The organism is Streptomyces sp. NPDC093111 (genome assembly GCF_040683955.1).
Taxonomy (GTDB): domain Bacteria; phylum Actinomycetota; class Actinomycetes; order Streptomycetales; family Streptomycetaceae; genus Streptomyces.
This window is the reverse complement of sequence record NZ_JBFBNW010000003.1, coordinates 194,695-219,175: the sequence shown is the minus strand read 5'-3', so window position 1 is coordinate 219,175 and position 24,481 is coordinate 194,695. Positions and strand designations below refer to the sequence as shown.

17 protein-coding genes, 1 tRNA gene and 1 pseudogene are annotated in these 24,481 nt (G+C 72.4%); 7 read left to right on the top strand and 12 right to left on the bottom strand.

Annotation, left to right across the window (positions count from 1 at the left end; genetic code table 11):
- The first annotated feature begins 5 nt into the window (after positions 1-5).
- Entirely contained in the window at positions 6-1,436 is a 1,431-nt protein-coding gene (pyk, locus tag AB0Q96_RS05805; protein ID WP_365322035.1) for a pyruvate kinase, read from the top strand.
- A 51-nt stretch (positions 1,437-1,487) separates the two neighbouring features.
- Here pyk and AB0Q96_RS05800 read toward each other — a convergent pair.
- A tRNA-Leu gene (locus AB0Q96_RS05800) sits at positions 1,488-1,560 on the bottom strand.
- 124 nt (positions 1,561-1,684) lie between these two features.
- Between AB0Q96_RS05800 and AB0Q96_RS05795 the strand changes: the two genes are divergently transcribed.
- On the top strand, positions 1,685-2,344 hold the full coding sequence (locus tag AB0Q96_RS05795) for a response regulator (RefSeq protein ID WP_365322033.1): 660 nt from the start codon (positions 1,685-1,687) through the stop codon (positions 2,342-2,344).
- Positions 2,345-2,410: 66 nt separating this feature from the next.
- Here AB0Q96_RS05795 and AB0Q96_RS05790 read toward each other — a convergent pair whose 3' ends face one another.
- From AB0Q96_RS05790 to AB0Q96_RS05750, 9 genes are all read right to left on the bottom strand, one after another.
- Positions 2,411-3,127, bottom strand: coding sequence for an ABC transporter ATP-binding protein (locus AB0Q96_RS05790; protein ID WP_365322031.1), 717 nt, complete (start codon positions 3,125-3,127; stop codon positions 2,411-2,413).
- On the bottom strand, positions 3,124-4,242 hold the full coding sequence (locus tag AB0Q96_RS05785) for an ABC transporter ATP-binding protein (RefSeq protein WP_365322484.1): 1,119 nt from the start codon (positions 4,240-4,242) through the stop codon (positions 3,124-3,126). Before AB0Q96_RS05785 ends, AB0Q96_RS05790 begins: the two co-directional genes overlap by 4 nt.
- A 5-nt stretch (positions 4,243-4,247) precedes the next feature.
- Complete coding sequence (locus AB0Q96_RS05780; protein WP_365322029.1) at positions 4,248-6,008, bottom strand: branched-chain amino acid ABC transporter permease; 1,761 nt, start codon at positions 6,006-6,008, stop codon at positions 4,248-4,250.
- A gap of 5 nt (positions 6,009-6,013) precedes the next feature.
- Positions 6,014-6,946, bottom strand: a complete 933-nt coding sequence (locus AB0Q96_RS05775) for a branched-chain amino acid ABC transporter permease (protein WP_365322027.1) — start codon at positions 6,944-6,946, stop codon at positions 6,014-6,016.
- Positions 6,947-7,088: 142 nt separating this feature from the next.
- Positions 7,089-8,327: a branched-chain amino acid ABC transporter substrate-binding protein gene (locus AB0Q96_RS05770; protein ID WP_365322025.1), complete on the bottom strand. Its 1,239-nt coding sequence runs from the start codon at positions 8,325-8,327 to the stop codon at positions 7,089-7,091.
- Between the two features lie 439 nt (positions 8,328-8,766).
- On the bottom strand, positions 8,767-9,174 hold the full coding sequence (locus tag AB0Q96_RS05765; RefSeq protein WP_365322024.1) for a hypothetical protein: 408 nt from the start codon (positions 9,172-9,174) through the stop codon (positions 8,767-8,769).
- A 204-nt stretch (positions 9,175-9,378) separates the two neighbouring features.
- Positions 9,379-9,882: a hotdog fold thioesterase gene (locus AB0Q96_RS05760; RefSeq protein WP_365322022.1), complete on the bottom strand. Its 504-nt coding sequence runs from the start codon at positions 9,880-9,882 to the stop codon at positions 9,379-9,381.
- Positions 9,883-9,967: 85 nt separating this feature from the next.
- A complete protein-coding gene (locus tag AB0Q96_RS05755) occupies positions 9,968-11,155 on the bottom strand; it encodes a hypothetical protein (RefSeq protein WP_365322021.1) in 1,188 nt (395 codons plus the stop codon).
- A gap of 97 nt (positions 11,156-11,252) precedes the next feature.
- On the bottom strand, positions 11,253-13,535 hold the full coding sequence (locus AB0Q96_RS05750) for an FdhF/YdeP family oxidoreductase (RefSeq protein ID WP_365322019.1): 2,283 nt from the start codon (positions 13,533-13,535) through the stop codon (positions 11,253-11,255).
- Positions 13,536-13,690: 155 nt separating this feature from the next.
- Here AB0Q96_RS05750 and polA point away from each other — a divergent pair, with 155 nt between their 5' ends.
- Both polA and AB0Q96_RS05740 read left to right on the top strand, forming a co-directional pair.
- On the top strand, positions 13,691-16,411 hold the full coding sequence (gene polA, locus AB0Q96_RS05745) for a DNA polymerase I (RefSeq protein ID WP_365322018.1): 2,721 nt from the start codon (positions 13,691-13,693) through the stop codon (positions 16,409-16,411).
- A gap of 220 nt (positions 16,412-16,631) precedes the next feature.
- Positions 16,632-17,354 (top strand): annotated as a pseudogene (locus AB0Q96_RS05740) (serine hydrolase); the annotation flags it as partial.
- Positions 17,355-17,493: 139 nt separating this feature from the next.
- Here AB0Q96_RS05740 and AB0Q96_RS05735 read toward each other — a convergent pair.
- The gene (locus tag AB0Q96_RS05735; protein WP_365322016.1) at positions 17,494-18,510 is read right to left on the bottom strand and encodes a DUF4184 family protein; all 1,017 of its coding nucleotides are present in this window, start codon (positions 18,508-18,510) and stop codon (positions 17,494-17,496) included.
- A 192-nt stretch (positions 18,511-18,702) separates the two neighbouring features.
- Between AB0Q96_RS05735 and AB0Q96_RS05730 the strand changes: the two genes are divergently transcribed.
- The 3 genes from AB0Q96_RS05730 to AB0Q96_RS05720 all read left to right on the top strand — a co-directional run bounded on the left by AB0Q96_RS05730 (position 18,703) and on the right by AB0Q96_RS05720 (position 21,779).
- Positions 18,703-20,457, top strand: coding sequence for a lytic murein transglycosylase (locus tag AB0Q96_RS05730; protein ID WP_365322014.1), 1,755 nt, complete (start codon positions 18,703-18,705; stop codon positions 20,455-20,457).
- Between the two features lie 155 nt (positions 20,458-20,612).
- Positions 20,613-20,753 (top strand): SPW_0924 family protein, encoded by a 141-nt coding sequence (locus AB0Q96_RS05725; protein ID WP_329419715.1) that lies wholly within the window; start codon positions 20,613-20,615, stop codon positions 20,751-20,753.
- A gap of 12 nt (positions 20,754-20,765) precedes the next feature.
- Complete coding sequence (locus AB0Q96_RS05720; RefSeq protein WP_365322012.1) at positions 20,766-21,779, top strand: DUF3068 domain-containing protein; 1,014 nt, start codon at positions 20,766-20,768, stop codon at positions 21,777-21,779.
- Here AB0Q96_RS05720 and hrpB read toward each other — a convergent pair.
- On the bottom strand, positions 21,763-24,333 hold the full coding sequence (hrpB, locus tag AB0Q96_RS05715) for an ATP-dependent helicase HrpB (RefSeq protein ID WP_365322010.1): 2,571 nt from the start codon (positions 24,331-24,333) through the stop codon (positions 21,763-21,765). The two genes, AB0Q96_RS05720 and hrpB, sit on opposite strands and share 17 nt — an antisense overlap.
- Between the last annotated feature and the right edge of the window lie 148 nt (positions 24,334-24,481).

Here is a 24,481-nt window from a genome sequence, read left to right as displayed (position 1 = left end):
GCCTCATGCGCCGAGCAAAAATCGTTTGTACCCTGGGGCCCGCCACCGAAACATACGACCAGATCAAGGCATTGGTCGAAGCCGGGATGGACGTGGCCCGTCTCAACCTCAGCCACGGCTCCTACGCCGAGCACGAGGAGCGCTACCAGCGCGTTCGCAAGGCATCCGAGGAGACGGGCCGCAGCGTCGGCGTCCTCGCCGACCTTCAAGGCCCGAAGATTCGTCTCGGCCGATTCCGCGAGGGCCCCGTACTCCTTGAACGCGGCGACGAGTTCGCCATCACCATCGAGCCGATGGAGGGCGACCGCCACTGCTGCGGCACCACCTACGCCGGCCTCGCCGAGGACGTCACCTCCGGTGAGCGCATCCTCGTCGACGACGGCCGGGTCACCCTGGAGGTCGTCTCCGTCGAGGGGCCCCGGGTCAACACCCGGGTCGTCGAGGGCGGCATGGTCTCCGACAACAAGGGGCTCAACCTGCCCGGGGTCGCGGTCTCCGTCCCCGCCCTCTCCGAGAAGGACATCGAGGACCTGCGCTGGGCCCTGCGCGTCGGCGCCGACGTCATCGCCCTCTCCTTCGTCCGCAGCGGCCGGGACATCGAGGACGTCCACCGGATCATGGACGAGGAGGACCGCCGGGTCCCGGTCATCGCCAAGATCGAGAAGCCGCAGGCCGTCGAGAACATCGAGGACATCGTCGCCGCCTTCGACGGCATCATGGTGGCCCGTGGCGACCTGGGCGTGGAGATGCCCCTGGAGCAGGTGCCGATCGTCCAGAAGCGGGCCGTCAAGCTGGCCAAGCGGAACGCCAAGCCGGTCATCGTCGCGACCCAGATGCTCGACTCGATGATCGACAACTCCCGGCCGACCCGCGCCGAGGCCTCCGACGTCGCCAACGCCGTCATCGACGGCACCGACGCGGTGATGCTCTCCGGCGAGACCAGCGTGGGCAAGTACCCGGTCGAGACCGTGCGCACGATGAGCCGGATCGTCGAGGCGGCCGAGGAGGACGTCCTCGCCAAGGGCCTGCCGTCGCTGACCGAGCGCAGCAAGCCCCGCACCCAGGGCGGCGCGGTGGCCCGGGCCGCCGCCGAGATCGGGGACTTCCTCGGGGCCAAGTTCCTGGTCGCGTTCACGCAGTCGGGGGACACCGTGAAGCGGCTCTCCCGCTACCGCTCGCCGATTCCGCTGCTCGCCTTCACGCCCGACCCGGCGACCCGCTCCCAGCTCAACCTCACCTGGGGCGTCGAGACCTTCCTCGGCCCGCACGTGGACTCCACCGACGCGATGGTGGCGCAGGTCGACGAGGAGCTGCTGCGGATCGGGCGCTGCGAGAAGGGGGACATCGTGGTCATCACGGCCGGCTCCCCGCCCGGTGTGCCGGGCTCGACCAACCTCGTCCGGGTCCACCACATCGGGGAACCCCCGGCGGAGTGAAGGTCCCCCGGAAGCCGCAGTCGGGGCGTGACCTTGGAAATCGCGTTAATGTACCCCGGGTGGGATTCGAACCCACGCTAGATGGTGTTTGAGACCATTGCCTCTACCGCTGGGCTACCGGGGCATCCTTCGAAACGAAGGGAGGCGGTCACCCGCCGTGCCCCTACCTTACAGGAGGTGGGTAGGCTCATGGAGAGCTGTATCCGCCTCGATCACCCTGCGAACGAGGCCTTGAACGAGGAGCCCGCGTGACCGCCCCCGAGTCGCCCCAGCCCGCCGCCGACGACGACACGTCGCACGTCCCGCCGCTGACGACCCGCGTCGTCATCGCCGAGGACGAGGCCCTCATCCGCATGGACCTCAAGGAGATGCTGGAGGAGGAGGGCTACACCGTCGTCGGCGAGGCGGGCGACGGCGCCACGGCCGTGGAGCTCGCCCGCGAGCACCGCCCCGACCTCGTCATCCTCGACGTGAAGATGCCCGTCCTCGACGGCATCTCCGCGGCCGAGAAGATCGCCGGCGAGTCCATCGCCCCGGTCCTCATGCTCACCGCCTTCTCCCAGCGCGAGCTCGTCGAGCGCGCCCGGGACGCCGGCGCCATGGCGTACCTGGTCAAGCCGTTCAGCAAGAGCGACGTGGTGCCCGCCATCGAGATGGCCGTCTCCCGCTTCGCCGAGCTGCGCGCCCTGGAGCAGGAGGTCGCCGACCTCTCCCAGCGCCTGGAGACCCGCAAGCTGGTGGACCGCGCCAAGTCGGTCCTCCAGACCCAGTACGGGCTCACCGAGCCGGCCGCCTTCCGCTGGATCCAGAAGACCTCCATGGACCGCCGCATGTCGATGCAGCAGGTCGCCGAGGCGGTCATCGAGGACGCCGAGGAGAAGAAGGCCGCGAAGGCCAAGGAGCAGTAGTCCGCCCCGTACACGCGAGGAAGGCCCGCCCCACGTCGTCGTGGGGCGGGCCTTCGTCCGTGGTGCCTACTCCTCGCCGAGGTACGTCTTGCGCACGTCGTCGTTGACGAGCAGGTCGCGGCCGGTGCCGGACAGCTTCACCGTGCCGACCTCCATCACGTACCCGTAGTCCGCGAGGGAGAGGGCGGCCTGCGCGTTCTGCTCGATGAGCAGGATCGTCATGCCCTCGGCCTTCAGCGCCGCGATGGTCTCCATGATCTTCTGCATCATGATCGGGGAGAGGCCCATCGAGGGCTCGTCCAGCATCAGCAGCTTCGGCTGGGACATCAGCGCCCGGCCCATCGCCAGCATCTGCTGCTCACCGCCGGAGAGGGTGCCCGCGGCCTGCTTGCGACGCTCGCCCAGGATCGGGAAGAGGTCGTAGGCCTTCTGGATGTCCCGCTCGATGCCGTCCTTGTCGCTGCGCAGGAACGCGCCCAGCTGGAGGTTCTCGGCGATGCTCAGCCGGGGGAAGATGTGCCGTCCCTCGGGGGAGTGGGCGAGGCCCAGCGAGACGACCTTGTGGGCCGGGATGCCGTTGAGCGGCCGGCCGTCGAAGGTGATCCTGCCGCCGGAGGGCTTGAGCAGACCGGACAGCGTGCGCAGGGTCGTGGTCTTGCCGGCGCCGTTGGTGCCGATCAGGGCGACGACCTGGCCCGCCTCGACGGAGAAGGAGATGCCCTTGACGGCCTCGATCTTGCCGTAGGCGACCCTGAGGTCCTCGACCTCCAGAAGTGCGGTCACTTGGAGTCTCCTTCGGTGGTGCTGTCCGCGTCCTGCGACGCGGGGGTCCCGGCCGGAGCGGCGTCGCCGGCGGGGGCGTCGTCCTCCGAAGCCTCGGCGTCGGCGTCGGCGGCCTCGGCAGGCTCCTCGGCGTCGGCGTCGGCGGTCTCGGCAGCCTCCTCGGCGTCCGCGGCCTCGGGAGCCTCCTCGGCGTCCGCGGCCTCCTCGGCGGCGTCCTCCTCGGTGGCGGCCTCCGGCTCGGACTCGGATCCCGCCCCGGCCGCCGCCTCGGCGGCCTCGACCTCGGCGGCCTCCTCCGCGCCCGGCGCGCCCTCGAACGGCGTGCCCAGGTAGGCGGCGACGACCCGCTCGTCGCCCTGGACGACCTCGGAGGTGCCCTCGACCAGCTTCTCGCCCTGGACGAGGACCGCGACCCGGTCGCACAGGTTGAAGATGAACTTCATGTCGTGCTCGATGACCAGGACCGCGATGCCGAGGTCGCGGATCGCGAAGACCAGCTCCTCGGTGGTGCGGGTCTCGGCCTGGTTCATGCCGGCCGTCGGCTCGTCGAGCAGCAGCAGACCGGGGTCGCTGGCGAGCGCGCGGGCGATCTCCAGCTTGCGCTGCTCGCCGTAGGGCAGGTTGCGCGCGAGGTGCTCGGCCTTGGCGGCCAGGCCGACGAACTCCAGGAGTTCCATGGCCCGGGCGCGGGAGGCCGCCTCCGCCCGCTTGAAGCCGGGGCCGCGCAGCAGCGCGGACCACAGGCCCTCCTTGGTCCGGGTGTGGCGTCCGACGAGGACGTTCTCCAGGACCGTCATGTTGGAGAAGAGGCGGATGTTCTGGAAGGTACGGGCGATGCCGGCCTGGGTGACCAGGTGCGGCTTGGGCGGCAGGACCGTCCCCTTGTAGCTGACCTGGCCCTCGGTCGGGACGTACAGGCCGGTCAGGCAGTTGAAGAAGGTGGTCTTGCCGGCTCCGTTGGGGCCGATGAGGCCGACGATCTCGCCCTGGCGGACGGTCAGGTCGACCTCGCGGACGGCGGTCAGACCGCCGAAGCGCATGGTGACCCCGCGCGCCTCGAGGACGGCGGCCGCCGTCGCGGTCGTGCCGGTGCCGGTCTCGGTGGTGGTCGTCATGGCGTTCACGCCCCCGCCTTCGCCGTACCGACGCCGGACTCCGCGTCCACGGGCTGTCGCTGCTCCGGTACGTCGGGCTGCTCGTCGTTCTCGTGGAATTCCAGCTTGGCGCGCTTGTTGGCGATCAGGCCCTCGGGGCGGAAGCGCATCAGCAGGATCAGGGCGATGCCGAAGCCGAGCAGCTGGTAGTCCTGGAGGAAGGACAGCTTGGCCGGGATCAGGAAGAGCAGCGCGGAGCCCACGATCGGACCGCTGATCGTGCCCATGCCGCCGAGGATGACGGCCGCGAGCAGGAAGGCGGAGTTCGGCGGCACGGGGCCGGCGAAGACGTAGTTCTCCGGCACCACCGTGGTGTTGACGTGCGCCTGGACCGTGCCGGCGAGGCCGGCCAGGGCCGCGCCGAGGGCGAAGGCGACCAGCTTGACCCGGAAGCCGTTGATGCCCATGGCGGTGGCGGCGGTCTCGTCCTCGCGGATGGCGACCCAGGCCCGGCCGATGCGGCTGTTGCCGGCGCGGGAGAAGACCACGATGACGATCACCATGACGAGGATCATCAGCAGGTAGTAGTTGGCGTACGCGCCGAGCTCGACACCGAGGACGGTGTGCGGCTCGCCGAAGTTGTAGCCGAAGAACTCCAGCTGCGGGATGTTCGGGATGCCGTTCGGACCGTTGGTGATCTTCGGGCCGGAGGTGCCGTCCAGGTTGCCCATGGCGATGCGGAAGATCTCACCGAAGCCGAGGGTCACGATGGCGAGGTAGTCGCCGCGCAGCCGCAGGGTCGGCGCGCCGATGACGACGCCGAAGACCAGCGAGGCGGCCATGCCGGTCAGGGCCGCGGCCCAGAACGGGAACTGGACTCCGAAGGCGGAGGAGGTGGCACCGGAGACCAGGGCCGCGGTGTACGCGCCGACGCCGAGGAAGGCGACGTAACCGAGGTCGAGCAGACCCGCGAGACCGACGACGATGTTCAGGCCGAGGGCGACGGTCGCGAAGATCAGGATGTTGACCGCGATCAGCGTGTACGTGTCGCCGCTCTGCTGGATGAACGGGAAGGCGATCGCCATGACCAGGCTGGCCGTGACCGTCACCTGGCGGTTGCGCGCCGTCATCTGCGAAAGCCGCCCGGTGACACCGGACTTGATCAGCGCGGTGGCGGAGAAGCCGACCAGGATCAGGTACGCGATGAAGAGCTGCGGCTCCGAGTCGTCGGTGTCGATGCCGAAGGTGACCACGAAGAGGCCCAGGGCGAAGACGGCGACGATGATCAGGACCTCGGCCCAGGAGGGGAGGGCCTTGGCGCGGGCCGGCTTGCGGGTGTCGTCCGGCAGCCGGTACGCGGCGAACGCCGGGACGGCCGAGGCGAGGACGGCGACGCCGGCGCCGGGCTCCAGGTCCACCAGGGCGCCCAGCTCGACGACGATCGCGAGAGCCGTGAACAGGGTGGTGGCGAAGGTGCCCAGGGCCACGATCCACAGCGCCTTGCGGGAGCCGGCCGGGGTGAGCCAGCGCAGTCCCTTGACGCCCAGCGCGGAGAGCGCGTAGGCGGCGGTGAGGACGGCTCCGACGAGCGTGAGCAGCTGGAGCGGGGCGGGGTTGCCGTAGATCGTGAGGTTGCCGGGGAAGGCGGGGGTCCACGTCCAGGCGAGGAAGGCGCTGACGGCGGTCGCGACGCTGCCGCCGACGGCCGTCCACAGCAGGCCGGAGGGCTTGCCGGTGGCCGGGGCCCCGGCCTCGGCCGCTTCGGTCTTGGTGAGGTTCTCGCTCATGCCGCTCACGCCCTGTCCGCGACGCGCTCGCCGAGCAGGCCCTGGGGCCGCACGAGGAGGACGACGATGAGGAGGACGAAGGCCCACACGTTGGACCAGGCACCGCCGCCGAGCTGCTGCATGCCGGGGATGTCCTCGATGTAGGCGATCGAGAGGGACTCGGCGATGCCGAGGACCACGCCGCCGATCATGGCGCCGTAGATGTTGCCGATGCCGCCGAGGACGGCCGCGGTGAACGCCTTGAGACCGAGGATGAAGCCCATCTCGAAGCCGATCTGGCCCTTGTCGAGGCCGTAGGCGACGGCGGCGACGGCGGCGAACGCGGCACCGATGGCGAAGGCCATCACGATGATGCGGTCGGTGTTGATGCCCATCAGCTTCGCGGTGTCCGGGTCCTGCGCGGTGGCCTGCATGGCCCGGCCGCTGCGGCTCTTGGAGACGAAGACGCCGAGGGCGAGCATGCACAGCGGCGCGAGGACGAGCACGAAGGCGTCGGCGCGCTGGATCTGCAGGTTGTCGAGGAGCTGGAAGGCCTCACCCTTGAACTCGGGGAAGCTGACGGCCTTCTTGGCGTCCGGGTAGAACTGCCAGACCAGCTGCTGGAGCGCGATCGACAGACCGATCGCGGTGATGAGCGGCGCCAGCCGCGGCGCGCTGCGCAGCGGGCGGTAGGCGAACCGCTCGGCGGCGGTGGCGACGGCCACGGAGGCTATCGCGCCACCGACGATCATGAGCGGTATCGCCACCAGCAGGGACGTTCCGCTCGGCAGAGCGGTGTAGGTGGTGAGGGCGCCGAAGCCCCCGATCATGAAGATCTCGCCGTGGGCGAAGTTGATGAGCTGGACGATGCCGTAGACCATGGTGTACCCGATGGCGATGAGGCCATAGAGAGCACCGAGGGCCAGGCCGTTGGCCAGCTGTTGCGGCAGTTCGTTCACCGCAGGGCCTCCGATGAGCGTGTCGGATATGACTCCGCGCGAGGGCGCTGTTTGCGCCCTCGCGCGGGCTGGTTCAGGTGTGCGGTACTGCGAGGGGCGGGCCAGCCGCCCGGGCCTCAGGACCCGGGGGCGGACCGGAGTACTACTGGTTGAAGGTGTCGCTCTTGACGTCGACCCACTTGCCGCCCTCGACCTTGTAGACCGTGAGCTGCTTGTTGGTGGTGTCGCCGAACTCGTCGAAGGAGACCTTGCCGGTCACACCGTCGAAGGAGACCTTGCCCAGGGCCTCGGTGACCTTGGCGCGGGCGTCGGTCGGCAGCTTGCCGCTGTTGGCGGCGACGGCGGCCTTGACGGCCTGGATGATCGCCCAGCCGGCGTCGTAGGAGTAGCCGCCGTAGGCCGCGTACGGGTCCTTGTAGCCGCCCGCGTTGTAGTCGGCGATGAACTTCTTGGCGGTGGCCAGCTTCTCGACCGGGTAACCGATCGAGGTGGCCAGGTCACCGTCGTTGGCCTCGCCGGAGGCGCTGATGAACGCCGGGTCGTAGATGCCGTCGCCACCCATGACGGGGATCTTGGCGCCGGTCTTCTTGACCTGGTCGGAGAGCAGACCGCCCTCGGGGTACTGGCCGCCGAAGTAGACGGAGTCGGCGCCGGAGGCCTTGACCTTGTCGGCGGTGGAGGAGAAGTCGGTCTCCTTCACGGTGACGTGGTCGGTGCCGACGACCTGGCCGCCCAGGCGCTTGAACTCGTCGGTGAAGATCGCCGCGAGGCCGGCGCCGTAGGTCTGCTTGTCGTCGACGACGAAGACCTTCTTCTTGCCGGCGTCCTTGAAGAGGTACTGGGCGGCGAACTTGCCCTGGACCACGTCGGTGGCGGCGGTACGGAAGTACGTCGGGAAGGGACGCTTGAACTCGCCCTTGCCCCAGTTGTCGCCCTGGCTCAGCGAGGGGTTGGTGTTGGCCGGGGAGACCTGCGCGAGGCCCGCGGCGGCGAACACGCCCTGCATCTGCTGGGAGACGCCGGAGTTCAGCGGGCCGACGACGCCCACGACGTCCTTGTTGCCGACCAGCTTGGTGGCGTTGGCCTGGCCCGAGGCCGGGACGGCCTGGTCGTCCAGGGCCTCCACCTTGAAGGTGATCCCGGGGACTTCCTTGTTCTTGTTGGCGGTCTTGGCCGCCAGGTCCACGGAGTTCTTGATGCCCTGGCCCAGCGCGGAGAGCGAACCGGTGAGCGGGGCGTCCACACCGATGACGACCGTGGTGGTGCCGCCGGCGTCATCGCCGCCGCCGCCCTTGCCCTCGTCGCGCGAACCGCAGGCGGTGAGGGTGAGCGCTCCCGTGGTGAGCACGCTGGTGAGGATGAGCAAAGAACGGTGTCGCACGAAGAAATCCTTTCCCTGGCGCGGCCCCCTCAAGCTGAGGCGGTGCCGTGAAGCTGTGTAGCTAGAGGTGCCGTTTCGAAGCCGTGCCGTACGGGGTGGAGCGGGTGCCGTGCAGAGAGGGCGCCCGGCGGCGCGGTGACTGGCCGTGACTCTAGGCGCAGGTGGGGAGGGTGGGGAGCGCCGAGGTCAGGATGTGACTGTCTTGTTATGCCGACGGGGGGAGACGGTGTGCGGGCGGTGGGCAAAGTCGGGCACAACGGTCGGTAGTGCGGTGTTCACATACTGAGAACGCCCAGTTCCGCTAAGGGGCTTGAGCGGTTTTGGCTCCTGACGACCGAACCTGTTACCTCTCCGGATATCGGACACTCGCCTCGGCATCAGCGGACGCGGGAGCTGACCGGAGCGCTCCGCTCCGATATTTCGGCAGCGTGACGCAGTGTTACGAAGAGGAGGGTCGGAGTCCGCCGGTGGGTACTCTCTGTTCGCTGGGCGGACGCCAGTTCTCCGAACTTCCGGTCGCCCCCTTCGCCTCCTCGCAGCGCCGCCGGCTCTCCCGGTCGGCCAGCGCGAAGGCGGCGTCACGGCCCGCCCGCCGCTCCTCGGCACGCGCCGCCAGCAGGACCTCGTCGTGGATCTCGTACTGCTCGTTGGACAGGCCCTTCTGCTCCCAGTCGAGCCCCGCCCACTTGCTGCCCTTGAGCGCTTCCCGCACCCAGTACGACACGAGGTTCGCGCACACCTCGGCGGGCGAGCTCACGCGCGGCGCCGGCTCCTCGGGGGTCCGCTCGCACCCGGTGGACAGGGTGAGGACGCAGCCGGCCACGGCCGCGGCGATGCCGGCGGTCACTCTGGCCGTGGTGCGTGTGGACCTCAACGAGAACCCCTCGTAGACGAGTCGCCCGTCAGTGAAGCGCTTGCCGCGCTCGGGGGCAAGGGGCCCTGAGGTAAAGGGAGTTGGAAATCGGAAATACGAAGGGGCCCCGGGACGGAAGACCGTCCTGGGGCCCCGGTGCGCCGCGCGTCAGAAGCCGGTGGCGCGCCCCGCCGCGCGTCAGGCGCCGGTGGCGCGTCCCGCCTCCGGCAGGTTCCCCGCGTCCTTCGCGCCGATCTCCTTCAGCATGCAGGTCAGCCGCGCCGAGCAGACCCGCTTGTCCTGCTCGTCGGTGATCACGATCTCGTACGTGGCGGTGGACCGGCCCCGGTGCACGGGCGTCGCGACCCCGGTCACCAGACCGCTGCGCGCCCCGCGGTGGTGGGTGCAGTTCAGGTCCACGCCCACGGCGATCCGCGACACCCCGCCGTGCAGCATCGAGCCGATCGAGCCCAGCGTCTCGGCGAGCACCGCCGAGGCGCCGCCGTGCAGCAGGCCGTACGGCTGCGTGTTGCCCTCCACCGGCATGGTGCCGACGACCCGGTCCGCCGAGGCCTCCAGGATCTGCACGCCCATCCGGTTCCCCAGGTGACCCGCCGAGAAGAGCGCGGGCAGGTCCACGCCGAGCGCGGCGTACTCGTCGATGACCTCCTGCGGGAACTTCACATGCTGCTGCTCACCCATGGGTCCGGCTCCGTTCGTCTTCGTACGGCTGGTCTACTGCGTCGTTCCGAGCTGCCTGAGCAAACGCTTAGGCGAGGTGATTGTGTCATGCACCCCGTCGGGAGTAGACGCGGCAGAGGGTCTCCTCCTCGTGCCCGGGCTCATGGCAGGGGGTGAGCCGGAGCGGGGCGAACTGCGTCACGAAGAGCTGCGTCGGCGCGATCGGCGGCGCCTCCGCGCGAAACGGCCGGTTCTCGTCACGGATCAGCACCTCGCCGCGGGTGCCGGCCGCGTCGCGGTAGGCCGCCTTGATCGCCCAGTCGCAGCTCTCGTTCCCCACCGTGGCCGCGACCCGCAGACCGCCGGGCTCGCTGTTGCCGCCGAGGTCGATCCGCCGCCGGTCGAAGTACCGCTGCCCCTGGTCGTCCCCCTCGTCGGTGATGACCGGGGTCGCGTCCGGCCCGCGCAGATCGAAGTGGACACCCGGGTACGGTGCCTCGCCCTGGGCGGGGTGCCACAGCACGAAGCGGGCGGTCGAGGGGCCGCAGCGCAGGTCGACCGCGGTCATGCCGGTGACCGACAGCGGGGAGGTGCGGTCGCTGAAGAGGTTCAGGCGGAACCGGGTCGTGGGACCGGACCTCGGGGAGGCGACGCCGGTCGCCGCCTCGTCCAGGTGCGGTGTGGTGCCGATGACCCGCGCCCCGAGCGGGCCCAGGATCCGCCACGCCTGGCGGCCGTAGCCGTCGCTCCCGACGTCGAGGGCCTGGAGGGCGCGCTGCTCTGCGGGGTCGAGCGGCCGGTCGAGGACGATCGTCCACTCGTCGGCGTCGAGCGCCGAGAGATCGGCGTCGGCGGTGGCGGTGAACGGCGGCTTCTCGTCGTTCAGCCGGTCCTGGGCGGCGTCCTCGGACCGGGCCCGGTCGGTGGCGAAGACGGTGTCGTAGACGTAGGTGACGACCTGGGTGAGCAGCGCGGTCGCGAGCAGCCCCGCGGCGATCACCAGGAGCCCCCGGGCCAGGGCCCGGACGCGACCCCGCCGGGTCGACGGCACCGGGCTTCCCGGCGCGATCCGCTCCAGGGCGAGCGCGCTGAGGGGCGGCTCGGGCGGCTCCGGCGGTGGTGCGGGCGGGCCCTGTGGTGCGGGTGGGGTCTGCGGAGTGGGCGGGGTCTGTGGTGCCGGGGGTGGGGTGGGCGGGCTCTGCGGCACCGGAGGCACCGGCGGTGTGGCCGGTGCGGGCGGGGACTGCTCGGGCGGGTGCTCCGGCGGGTGTCCGCCGGGCGAAGGCGTGGACAACAGGACCCCCGTGGCGTCCTCGGCCGCCGGCCGACTGCCCGCGGCGCGGGAGTGGAGGATACAGAGCCCCCGCCCCTCCCGCGCAGTCCGTAACCGGTCAGTCACCCGCCGGTGGGACCAGCCGTACGATCACGGACTTGCTCGCCGGGGTGTTGCTGACGTCCGCCGTGGACTCCAGCGGCACCAGCACGTTCGTCTCCGGGTAGTACGCCGCCGCGCAGCCCCGGGGCGTCGGATAGTGCACGACCCGGAAACCGGGCGCCCGGCGCTCGCTGCCGTCCGTCCACTCGCTCACCAGGTCCGCGTACGCCCCGTCCGCGAAGCCCAGCGCCGCCCCGTCCTCCGGGTGCACCATGACCACCCGGCGACCGCCCGTGATGCCGCGGTAGCGGTCGTCGAGACCGTAGATCGTGGTGTTGTACTGGTCGTGCGAGCGCAGCGTCTGGAGCAGCAGCCGGCCCTCCGGCACCTTCGGGTACTCGACCGGCGCGGCCGTGAAGTTGGCCTTGCCGGTCGCCGTCGGGAAGCGCCGCTCGTCGCGCGGGGCGTGCGGCAGCGCGAAGCCGCCCGGGTTCGCCGCCAGGCGCGCGTTGAAGTCCTCGAAGCCCGGGATCACGCGGGCGATGCGGTCGCGGATCGTCGCGTAGTCCGCCTCGAACGCCTCCCACGGCGTGGCCGAGCCCTCGCCGAGGACCGCCCGCGCCAGCCGCGCGACGATCGCCGGCTCGGAGAGCAGCCGCGGGCCCGCCGGCGGCAGGTTGCCCCGCGAGGCGTGCACCAGGCCCATCGAGTCCTCGACCGTGACGACCTGCTTCCCGCTCTTCTGCACGTCCTTGTCCGTGCGCCCCAGCGTCGGCAGGATCAGCGCCCGCGTACCGGTCACCGCGTGCGAGCGGTTCAGCTTCGTCGACACGTGCACCGTCAGACGGGCCTTGCGCATCGCCGCCTCGGTGACCTCGGTGTCCGGGGTGGCGCCCACGAAGTTGCCGCCCATGGCGAAGAACACCTTCGCCTCACCGTCCCGCAGCGCCTCGATCGAGCGCACCACGTCGAAGCCGTGGTGCCGCGGCGAGACGATCCCGAACTCCTTGTCCAGCGCGTCGAGGAAGGCCGTCGAGGGGCGCTCGAAGATCCCCATCGTCCGGTCGCCCTGCACGTTGGAGTGACCGCGCACCGGGCACACCCCGGAACCCGTCCGGCCGATGTCGCCGCGCAGCAGCAGGAAGTTGACCACCTCGCGGATGGTCGGCACGGAGTGCTTGTGCTGGGTGAGCCCCATCGCCCAGCAGACGATGGTCCGCTTCGAGGCGAGCACCATCTCCAGGGCCCGCTCGATCTCCGCCCGGGACAGCCCGGTCGCCGCCAGCGTCTCGTCCCAGTCGGCGTCCCGCGCGGCGGCGGCGAACTCCTCGTACCCGTGGGTGTGCGCGGCGACGAACTCCTCGTCCACGGCGCCCGGCGTCTCCAGGACCAGCTTGTTGAGCAGCCGGAACAGCGCCTGGTCGCCGCCGATGCGGATCTGCAGGAAGAGGTCCGTGAGCGCGGCGCCCTTGAACATGCCCTGCGGCGTCTGCGGGTTCTTGAAGCGCTCCAGGCCCGCCTCCGGCAGCGGGTTCACCGAGATGATCCGCGCGCCGGCCGCCTTCGCCTTCTCCAGCGCCGACAGCATCCGCGGATGGTTCGTCCCCGGGTTCTGCCCCGCGACCACGATCAGGTCCGCCTGGTGCAGGTCCTCCAGGGAGACGCTGCCCTTGCCGATGCCTATCGTCTCGTTCAGCGCCGAGCCCGAGGACTCGTGGCACATGTTGGAGCAGTCCGGCAGGTTGTTGGTGCCGAACTCACGGGCGAACAACTGGAGCAGGAACGCCGCCTCGTTGCTGGTGCGCCCCGAGGTGTAGAACAGGGCCTCGTCGGGGGAGGAGAGCGCGGTCAGCTCCTCCGCGAGGATCGCGAAGGCCCGCTCCCAGGACACCGCCTCGTACCGCTCGGCCCCCTCCGCCAGGTACACCGGCTCCGTGATCCGGCCCTGCTGGCCCAGCCAGTACCCGCTGCGGGCCGCCAGGTCCGCCACCGGATGCGCGGCGAAGAACTCAGGGGTCACCCGGCGCAGCGTCGCCTCCTCGGCGACCGCCTTCGCCCCGTTCTCGCAGAACTCCGCGACGTGCCGCTTGTCGCCCTCCGGCCACGCGCAGCCCGGACAGTCGAAGCCGTCCTTCTGGTTGACCTTGAGCAGGGTCCGCGCGGTGCGCCGCACCCCCATCTGCGCCTGCGCGATCCGCAAGGTGTGCGCGACGGCGGGCAGACCGGCCGCGGCGTGCTGCGGCGCCGCGACCTGCGGCGCGTCCTGGACCGGATCGCCGGCGGGCGGCTTGCTGACCATCGCGCTCTCCCTTGAGCGGTGGGGCCCCGGACGGATCCGGGAGGGAACTCTCGTACACCTCCGATCCTGTCACGCCCCACCGACAGCGGCCCAGGCCCGGTCGGGCCACCGAGCGGGTGGACGGGAATGTCGGTGGCGCGTGGCAGGATCGTCCCGTGGCCGAGACAGCAGCGAAGAAGACCGATATGACCGAAGAGAACCGTCCGCGCCTGCTCCTCATGGACGGGCACTCCCTGGCGTACCGGGCGTTCTTCGCGCTGCCCGCGGAGAACTTCACCACCGCGACCGGGCAGCCGACCAACGCGATCTACGGATTCGCCTCCATGCTCGCGAACACGCTCCGCGACGAGGCGCCCACGCACTTCGCCGTCGCCTTCGACGTGTCCCGCAAGACCTGGCGCTCGGACGAGTTCCCCGAGTACAAGGCGAACCGCTCCAAGACCCCCGACGAGTTCAAGGGGCAGGTCGAGCTGATCGGCGAGCTCCTCGACGCCATGCACGCGCCCCGCTTCGCCGTCGAGGGCTTCGAGGCGGACGACGTCATCGCGACCCTCGCCACCCAGGCCGAGGCGGCGGGCTTCGAGGTCCTGATCGTCACCGGCGACCGGGACTCCTTCCAGCTGGTCACCGACCGCACCACCGTGCTCTACCCGACCAAGGGCGTCTCCGAGCTGACCCGCTTCACCCCGGAGAAGGTCCAGGAGAAGTACGGACTCACCCCGAACCAGTACCCGGACTTCGCCGCCCTGCGCGGCGACCCGTCGGACAACCTGCCGGGCATCCCCGGCGTCGGCGAGAAGACCGCCGCCAAGTGGATCAACCAGTTCGGTTCCTTCGCCGAGCTCGTGGAGCGCGCCGACGAGGTCAAGGGCAAGGCCGGGCAGAACTTCCGCGACCACCTGGAGTCGGTGAAGCTCAACCGCCGCCTCACCGAGATGGTCCGCGACGTGGAGCTGCCCAAGGGCGTCCAGGACCTGGCCCGCGAGCCGTACGACCGCACGGCCGTCGCCCTCGTCCTCGACACCCTGGAGATCCGCAACCCCTCGCTGCGCGAGCGTCTCCTCGCCGTCGACCCGGGCTCCGCCGAGGAGGCCGCTCCGGCCCCCGCCGCCGGCGTCGAGCTCGACTTCACCGTCCTCGGCTCCGGCGAGCTCGCCGGCTGGCTCGGCGAGCACGCCGCCCAGCCGCTCGGCGTCGCCACCGTCGACAGCTGGGCGCTCGGCACCGGCAGCGTCTCCGAGGTCGCCCTCGCCGCGGCCGACGGCGCCGCCGCCTGGTTCGACCCGTCCCAGCTCGACGAGGCCGACGAGCGCGCGTGGGCCGCGTGGATCGCCGACCCGGAGCGCCCCAAGGTCCTGCACAACGCCAAGGGCGCGATGCGGGTCTTCCCCGAGCACGGCTGGAGCGTCGCCGGCGTCACCATGGACACCGCGCTCGCCGCCTACCTGGTCAAGCCGGGCCGCCGCTCCTTCGCCCTGGACGCGCTCTCCGTCGAGTACCTGGGCCGCGAGCTCGCCCCCGCGGCCGCCGCCGACGGTCAGCTCGCCTTCGGCGCCGAGGACACCGCCGAGGCCGAGGCCCTCATGAGCCAGGCCCGTGCCGTCCTCGACCTGGGCACCGCCTTCGACGAGCGGCTCGCCGAGGTCGGCGCGCGGGAGCTCCTGCACGAGGTCGAGCTGCCCACCTCCGTCCTCCTCGCCCGCCTGGAGCGGCACGGCATCGCCGCCGACCGGGACCACCTGGAGGCCCTGGAGCAGCAGTTCGCGGGCGCCGTGCAGCAGGCCGTGAAGGAGGCGCACGCCTCCGTCGGCCACGAGTTCAACCTCGGCTCGCCCAAGCAGCTCCAGGAGGTCTTCTTCGGCGAGCTCAACCTGCCGAAGACGAAGAAGACCAAGACCGGCTACACCACGGACGCCGACGCCCTCGCCTGGCTCGCCGGCCAGACCGAGCACGAGCTCCCGGTGATCATGCTCCGCCACCGTGAGCAGGCCCGGCTGCGCTCCACCGTCGAGGGCCTGATCAAGACCGTCGCGGCCGACGGCCGGATCCACACCACCTTCAGCCAGACCGTCGCCGCCACCGGCCGCCTCTCCTCCACCGACCCCAACCTGCAGAACGTGCCGGTGCGCACCGACGAGGGCCGCGCCATCCGGCACGGCTTCGTCGTCGGCGAGGGCTTCGAGGCCCTGATGACCGCCGACTACAGCCAGATCGAGCTGCGCGTGATGGCCCACCTCTCCGAGGACGAGGGCCTGCTCGAAGCCTTCGCCTCCGGCGAGGACCTGCACACCACGGTCGCCTCGCAGGTCTTCGGCGTCGAGCGGTCCGCCGTCGACGCGGAGATGCGCCGCAAGATCAAGGCCATGTCGTACGGTCTGGCCTACGGCCTGTCCGCCTTCGGCCTCTCCCAGCAGCTGGGCATCGACCCGGCCGAGGCCCGCGGCCTGATGGACACCTACTTCGAGCGCTTCGGCGGCGTCCGCGACTACCTGCGCCGGGTCGTCGACGAGGCCCGCGCCACGGGCTACACGGAGACGATGCTGGGCCGCCGCCGGTACCTCCCGGACCTCAACAGCGACAACCGCCAGCGCCGCGAGGCGGCCGAGCGGATGGCGCTGAACGCCCCGATCCAGGGCACCGCGGCGGACATCGTGAAGGTCGCCATGCTCGACGTGGACCGCGCCCTCACGGAGGCGGGCCTCACGTCCCGGATGCTCCTCCAGGTCCACGACGAAATCGTCCTGGAGCTCGCCCCGGGCGAGCGCGACCGGGTCGAGGCCCTGGTCCGCGAGCGGATGTCCCAGGCCGTCGACCTGCGCGCCCCGCTGGACGTCTCGGTGGGCGTCGGCCCGGACTGGGACTCCGCCGCCCACTGACGGCGCTGACAGCGCCGACGGCACGGAGGGCACGGGACCGGGCGGCGGGCCGAGGAGGCCGGCCGCCCGGTCCCGCGTTCCCGCAAGTGCCGGGGCGGGGCGGGCCCTTGGGGCGTGCGGACCCCCGCACCGGGCGGGCGGGACGAGGGCCGTGCGGGCCCTTGGGCCAGGTGGACCAGCGACGGGATGCCGGGCGGGCGCGCGTCCCGACACTGGGGGCATGCCCGTGATCATGATCCGTCGTCCCCGCCTGCCCTTCTGGGCCCTCGTCGGAGCCCTCCTGGGCGGGCTCGCGGCCACCGCTCCCGCGACGGGCGCGGCCGCCGCACCCGCGCTGTGCACCTCGTCCCGCGACCCCGCCCTCGCCGCCCGCCTGTCGCAGGACATCCGCGCCGCCCTCAAGGGCCGCGAGGGGACCGTCTCCGTCGCCGTCCACGCCCCGGGGAGCGGACTGCGCTGCCGTCTCTCGGACCTCCGGTCGTACGACTCCGCCAGCATCGCGAAGGTGCTGATCATGGAGGCGGTGCTCGGCCGGGCCGAGGAACTGGGGCGCGCCCCCACCGGCCTGGAGTCCCGACGGCTCAAGGCGATGATCACCCGCTCCGACAACGACGCCGCGACCGAGCTGTGGTGGGGCCTCTCCCGGGAGCGCCTGAACCGGGTGCTGCGCGAGGCCGGGGCCACCGACACCGTCCTGGGCCACGACCGGTACTGGGGGCTCACCCGCACCACCGCCCGCGACCAGCTCGCCCTGCTCGCCGCCGTCGCCCGGCGCCCCGCGGCGCTCGCCCTGATGGGGCAGGTGGTCCGCGCCCAGGCCTGGGGCATCGGCGCGGGCGTCCCGAAAGGGGCCAAGGCCCATCTGAAGAACGGGTGGCTGCCCCGCGCCACCCACGGCTGGCGGGTGCACAGCGTCGGCCTGGTCCGGGGTGCCGGACTCGACTACCGGCTGGCCCTGCTCAGCCACGACAACGAGACCATGAGGTACGGGGTGCGCACCCTGGAGGGCGTCGCCCTCGCCGTCCACCGCCGGCTCGGCGGCGGGACGAAGGCCGGCCGCGGCTACACCCCGGCCGAGAGGATCAGCGAGATCCCGGACGGGAGCGCTCCGGCGCACGACCCGAAGCACCGGCCGGGGCATCCGGATCCGCGACCGGGAGGGACCGCGCCCGGGACCCGGGACCGGCTTCCGGCGCGGTCGCCGGACGGGGCGTCTCAGGACGGGGAGTCTTCGGGCGGGGCGCCGACGGGGCTTCCGGCCGTGCTTGCGTCGCGGCCCCCGGTCCGGCTTCCGGCCGGCCGGGCGGCCACAGGCGCGTCCCCGCCCCGTACAGCACCAGACCGAGCGCCAGCCCCGAGCCCGCACCGAAACAGAGCGTCGGGATGATGTCGAGGGGCTTGTCGATCCGCCCCCAGTACGCGTAGAAGCGCACCACCCGATGGGCCGTGGCGGCCAGGACGCACGCCCCGATCACCGCGGCCGCGAGGAGCCGCCCGCGCTGGTCGAGGACCGGGACCCCGGCGGGCGGCCCGGCCCCGGCCGGGGTGGCGCGCAGCGCCCGTACGGTGAACCAGCCGAGCAGGACCAGGGCCAGCGCCGACCCCCCGTACTGCGCGTACAGATAGACGGGGAAGCCGCCCACGAGCTCGCCCAGGAACGGGATCAGCCGGGTGCCCCAGCGGTCGAGGTGCGTGAACGCGTCCCACACCACGTGGGTCGTCGCCCCCAGCACCGCCGAGAGGACGAACCACAGGACCAGCCCGGCCGGCCGCCGCTCACGCCAGGGGCGGCCCCGGACGAACCCGTACACCCGGCCGCTCCACCGGAGCGGCAGCAGCCCCACCAGGGGCTCACGCACCATCAGCCACAGGGCTACCAGCGCGGCCGTGATCAGGACGTCGACCGTGAGGACGCCGAGCGGGGAGTGGGTGACGTTCCCGAACTCCATCGCGCCGGGGACGGCGGTGGCCGCGAAGTAGGTCAGGTCGGGGGAGAAGGAGCCCGCGACGAGCGCCGAGGCCACCAGGGGGCCGCGCGCCCGGCCGTCGCTCCGGATGCCCGGCAGGACGGCGGCGGCATGGCTCAGTGTGAACGGCACCGGAATCCCCTCGTGTGGTGTCCGGCCCAGTATGCAAGAGCGTCCGGTGCCGGAAGCGGCGACGGCCAAGTGGTGACGAAACCGTGAAACACGGTCAGGGCCCGGTGCCGCGGCGCCGGGAGTTGGCATAGGGTCACGTGGTCAGATCGCGCGGGGAGCGCGATGACGGTGAACCGGGGAGGGACCACAGGTATGGCATCGCACTTGGGGCGTCGGCTGCGCAGGGGAGCCACCAGCGGTGCGGTGGTCGCCGCGGCGGTCGCGGCACTGGCCGCCTCGCAGGCACCGGACATGGCGCCGCCGCCCGCGGACAACGCGAGCGGCGACCTGCCGGCCGGAGCCGAGGACACGGCGACACCCCCGGGCGGCTCGGCCTCCGGCAACTCGCCGTACTACACCGACCTGCCGCCGCTGAACACCCCGAACAAGCCCGGCGCTCCCACCAACCTGCCGGTCATCACCGGCCCCGCCGAGGCCGGCATACCCGCGTCCGTCCTCGCCGCGTACAAGCGCGCCGAGCAGTCGATCCGGTCCACCGACCCCAACTGCAACCTGCCCTGGCAGCTGCTCGCGGGCATCGGCAAGGTCGAGTCCGGGCAGGCGCGCGGCGGCAAGGTCGACGCCAACGGCACCACCCTCTCGCCCATCCTCGGCCCGGTCCTCAACGGTGTCGGCTTCGCCAACATCTCGGACACCGACAACGGCGTCTACGACGGTGACACCACGCACGACCGCGCGATAGGCCCGATGCAGTTCATCCCGTCCACCTGGGCCACCTGGGGCCAGGACGCCAACGGCGACGGGAAGAAGGACCCCAGCAACATCTACGACGCCGCCCAGGCCGCCGGCATGTACCTGTGCGCCAACGACCGCAACCTCGCGGTCAAGGCCGACCTGGACCGGGCCGTCCTCAGCTACAACCACTCGCGGGAGTACCTGAACACGGTCCTCTCCTGGTTCGAGTACTACAAGCGCGGCACCCACCAGGTGCCCGACGGCACCGGCGTCCTGCCCGGCGACCGCAGCGACGACCGCGTCACCAAGCCCGGCGGGAACACCCCGCCGCCGAAGCCGCCGGTCACCAAGCCGCCCACGCCGAAGCCGGACCCGTCGAAGCCCGTCGTGCCGAAGCCGCCCACGCCGACCCCCGCACCGGCGACCAAGGTCGCCCGGATCACGGACGCCTCCACCGGCACCCTGACCGCCACCGCGGGCGGCACCTTCGCCCACCGCCCCGCCGTCGTGGCGCTCGACGCGGCCGGCAAGCCGGTCGCCGGCGTCCAGGTGCGCTTCCAGATCACCGGGGACACCGACGCCCGCTTCGGCATCGGCGCCCGCGAGATCACCGCCACCACCGCAGCCAACGGCAAGGCCGTCGCCCCGAACCTCAAGGCGGGCGAGCGGACCGGCCGCTTCACCGTCGGTGCCACGGTCGTGGGCCGCACCCTGGGCGCCGTCTCGTTCTCCGCGACCGTCACCGAGCGGAGCGCCGACTCGCTCACCCGCCTCGACGCCAAGGAGCTCGCGGCCACCACCGGCGCCGAGTTCGCCGACCGGGTGCAGGTCAAGGCCACCGACGGCGGGGCCGTCGCCTCCGGCGTCGCCCTGACCGCCACCTTCATCACCTCGGCGGACAACCCGCAGACCGCCACCGAGGGGCCCTTCTTCAAGGACGCGGACGGCACCGCCCTCCACACCCTCACGGGCCTGAAGACGGACGCGGACGGGGTGCTCACCCTGCCGAAGATCTACGCGGACGGGAAGGCCGGCACGTTCCTGCTGCGCCTGACCGCGCCCGGCGGCGGCACCCTGGACGTCGTGCTGAAGGTCACCGCCCCGGACCCCGAGCCGACCCCGACTCCGACTCCGACCCCGACGACCCCGACGACCGCGACGCCCTCGCCGTCGAAGTCCACGGGCGCGCCGGAGGCCACGCCGAGCTCCTGACGCCCCCACCGGCTCCGCCACGCCGCCCCCGTGTCCCCACAGGACACGGGGGCGGCGTCCGTCGTTCTGAGTGCAACGTGTTCTCATCTCGCGATCCCGTTGCTACGGTTCCCCCGCCCTGACGACCTATCAGATCGAGCGCCGGGAGGCCGACCTTGCGCGCCCTAGTAGCCGCCGCCATCGGACTGGTCCCCGTCCTTCTGATCGTCCTGCTCTTCGCCCTGGTCGACGTCCCGCCGGACGGGCCCACCTCGCCGAGCCCCCTGCTGACCGCCGTCCCCGGCCCCGAGAAGTAAGGGGGGACGCCGATGCGCCGCCGAGCCAGCCTCGTCCTGCTCGCCTTCGCCGTCTTCTTCGCCGCCATGGCGCCCACCCTGCGCTGGTACGTCTTCCCCCGCGTGGTGAAGATCCCGTCGAACCAGTACCAGGTGACCGTCCTGGAGGCGAAGCCCGCGACCCTGCTCGACTACACGACCTTCAAGGCCCGGAAGGTCGACAAGATCACGATCGTCCAGACCCTCAAGGGCAACGTGGAGGAGTCGAAGCGGATCGAACGCGACGCCGGACGCGACGTCGTCGTCTGGGACTCCCTCTCCTACGTCGCGGGACCCGACGGCAAGATGGTGTCCCAGATCCCGGAGCGCTACATCTTCGACGCCCACACCCAGGACCCCGTCAACGCCACCGGCGAGATGGTCGACGGCGACGCGGTCCGGCGCACGGGCATCGAGTTCAAGTGGCCCTTCCTCGTCGAGAAGCGGGACTACCAGTACTTCGACGCCCAGACCCGCACCTCCGCCCCCATCCACTACAAGGGCACCCGCACCTTCCGCGGCATGGAGGTCTACTACTTCGAGCAGACCATCCCCTGGACGCGGGTCCCCATGCCCAAGTCGATGCCCGTCAAGGGCATCACCCCCGACCTCCTCGCCAAGACCGGACTCACCCGCTGGTACACCACCCAGCGCATGTTCTGGATCGACCCCGTCACCGGCGCCCCCGTCAACGGCGAGGAGATCCACAAGGAGGAGCTCCGCAACGCCAAGGCCCTGATGGGCCAGGACACCATCACCGTCTTCGCGGGCCACGTGAAGATGCGCGAGGACTACATCGAGAGCGTCGGCGAACTGGTCAAGTCCAACCGCCTCATGGTCCTGATGGTCGTCTCCTACCTCCCCTGGGGCTTCACCGTCCTCGCCCTCCTCCTGCTCGCCCTCGCCCTCTGGCTCGAAGCCCGCTCCCGGCGCCCGGACCCGGACGCCCGGCCCGGCCCCGACCCGCACGGCCGCCCCGGCCCGGGCCCCGTCACCGCTCCGGTCTGACCTCCCTCCGCTGCCGCGCGCTCGTGTGCCGGGTCGGGTCCGCCGTCGACGGATCCTCCGGCCACGGGTGCTTGGGGTACCGGCCCCGCAGCTCCGCCCGCACGGAGCGGTAGCCCTCCCGCCAGAACGAGGCCAGATCCGCCGTCACCGCCGCCGGCCGCCCCGCCGGCGACAGCAGGTGCACCTGGACCGGGACCCCCGCCACCCGGGGCGTCTCCGCCAGCCCGAACATCTCCTGCAGCTTCACCGCGAGCACCGGCCGCTCCCCGCCGTACTCCACCCGGATCCGCGAACCGCTCGGCACCTCGATCCGCTCCGGCGCCAGCTCGTCCAGCCGCCCCGCCTCGCCCGACGCCCACGGCAACAGCCGCTGGAGCCCCTGCCCCGCGTCGATCCGCCCCAGGTCCGCCCGCCGCCGAGCCCGCGACAGCTCCGGCTCCAGCCACTCCTCCGCCCGCGCGAGCAGCGCCCCCTCCGCCACGTCCGGCCACGGCTCGCCCAACTCCCGCCGCAGGAAGGCGAGTCGGCTCCGGAGCTCCGTCGCCCCCTGGCTCCACCGCAGCAGCGACAGACCCTCCCGGGCCAGCCCGTCGAGCAGCGCCGCCCGCACCGCCGCGGGGTCCACGCCGCCCCGCAGCGGGCGGACCGTCAGCTCCACCGCGCCGAGCCGCTCGACCGAGCGCGCCACGACGTCCCCGTCCTCCCAGTGGACCTCCTCGCCCGCCGCGAACAGATGCCCCGCCGCGCCCCGCGCCACCGCCTCGTCCACCACCGCCGCCAGCCGCACCCGGGCGGTGGCGCTCTGCGCCGTCCGGTCCGCCACCGCCACCGCCAGCCAGGCGCTGGACCGCAGCCCCGAGCCCTCCGCCAGCCGGGCCCCGGTACCCGACACCATCAGATACCCGCCCTGCTCCCGAGCCCTGGCCACCCGCTCGGGAAACGCCAACGCGGTCACGAGCCCCGCCGCCGCGTCCTCGCCCGCGACGCCCGACCGGCCCGACCCGGCCCCGGGCCGCCCCTCCGCCTCCTCGCCGGCCGCACGCTCCAGGCGCCGCACCTCGGCCTTCCACCGCGCCCCGTACCCGTCGCCACCCTGGCGCGCCGCCCGCCAGGCCGCCGCCAGATCGTCCCCGTACTCACGGGGCGGCTCCTCGCTCAGCAGGGCCACCACCTCCGCCGCCCGCCGGGCGCCCACCTCCCTCGCCCCGTCCAGCAGGGCCCGCCCGAGCCGCGGATGCAGACCCAGCCGGGACATCCGCACCCCCCGGTCCGTGGCCCGCCCGTCCTCGTCCACGGCCCCGATCGCCGTGAGGACCGCGCGGGCCGCCGTCATCGCCCCGGCCGGCGGCCCGTCGAGCAGCGCCAGCCCGGCGCCCGTCGGGTCGCCCCAGCAGGCCGCGCGCAGCGCGAAGTCCGCCAGGTCCGAGATCCTGATCTCGGGGGAGGGGAACCGCGCCCGGGCCCCGTCCTCCGCCTCCGCCCAGCAGCGGTAGACCACCCCGGGCGCCTCCCGCCCGGACCGGCCGGCCCGCTGGGTGGCCGCCGCGACCGACACCGGCACCGTCGCCAGCGAGCCGAGCCCCCGCGCGTGGTCCATCCGCGGCTCCCGCGCCAGCCCGGAGTCCACCACGATCCGCACCCCCGGCACCGTGAGGCTGGACTCCGCCACCGAGGTCGCCAGCACCACCCGGCGCCGCCCGCCCGGCTCGGCGCCCCGCAGCACCGAGTCCTGCACCGCGGCGGGCGCGCGGCCGTGCAGCTGGAGCACGTCCGCCTCCAGGTCCGCGAGCAGCCCCGCCGTCCGCGCGATCTCCCCCGTGCCCGGCAGGAAACAGAGCACGTCCCCGTCGTGCCGCTCCAGCGCGCCCCGCACGGTGGCCGCCACGTGCCGCAGCAGCGCCGCGTCCACCCAGGTGCCGTGCGCCGGCCGGATCCCGGCGGGCGGGGCGGCGAACCGCACCGCGTAACCGTGCCCCTCGCCCTTGCCCCACACGATCGGCGCGGGTCCGCCGCCGTCGAGGACGGTCAGCAGCTGCGCCCACGCCTCCGCGTCGCTCGTCGCCGACGCGGCGATCAGCTTCAGCTCCGGCCGCAGCGTCGCGCGCACGTCCACCAGGAACGCCATCGCCGTGTCCGCGTCCAGATGCCGCTCGTGGCACTCGTCGAGCAGCACCACGTCCACCCCGCCCAGCTCTGGATCCCGCTGGAGCCGCTGGAGCAGGACACCCGTGGTCACCACCTCGACCCGGGTCGCGGGCCCGGCCCGGCGCTCGCCGCGCACGGAGAAGCCGACCGACCCGCCGACCTCCTCGCCGAGCAGCCAGGCCATCCGCCGGGCCGCGGCCCGCACCGCCATCCGGCGCGGCTCGGCCACCAGCACCCGCCGCCGCGGCCCGTCCCCTATGAGCCCCGCGAGGGCCAGCGGGACCAACGTGGTCTTGCCGGTCCCGGGCGGGGCGTACAGCACCGCCGCACCGCGCTCCTCGAGCGCGGTCAGCAGCTCGGGGACGGCGTGGCGGACGGGGAGCAGGTCGAGTGCGTCGTTTCGGATCACGCACTCAGTCTCGTACGCCCCGCCGACGGCCGTGCGCGGTTGTCCACAGGGCCCACCCATTAATAGGACTGGTGCGGGGCCAAGAGGACTGGTGCGGGGCGGAGCCGCCCCTCACCAGTCGCGTCCTCCGGGTCTTCCGGGTCCTCTG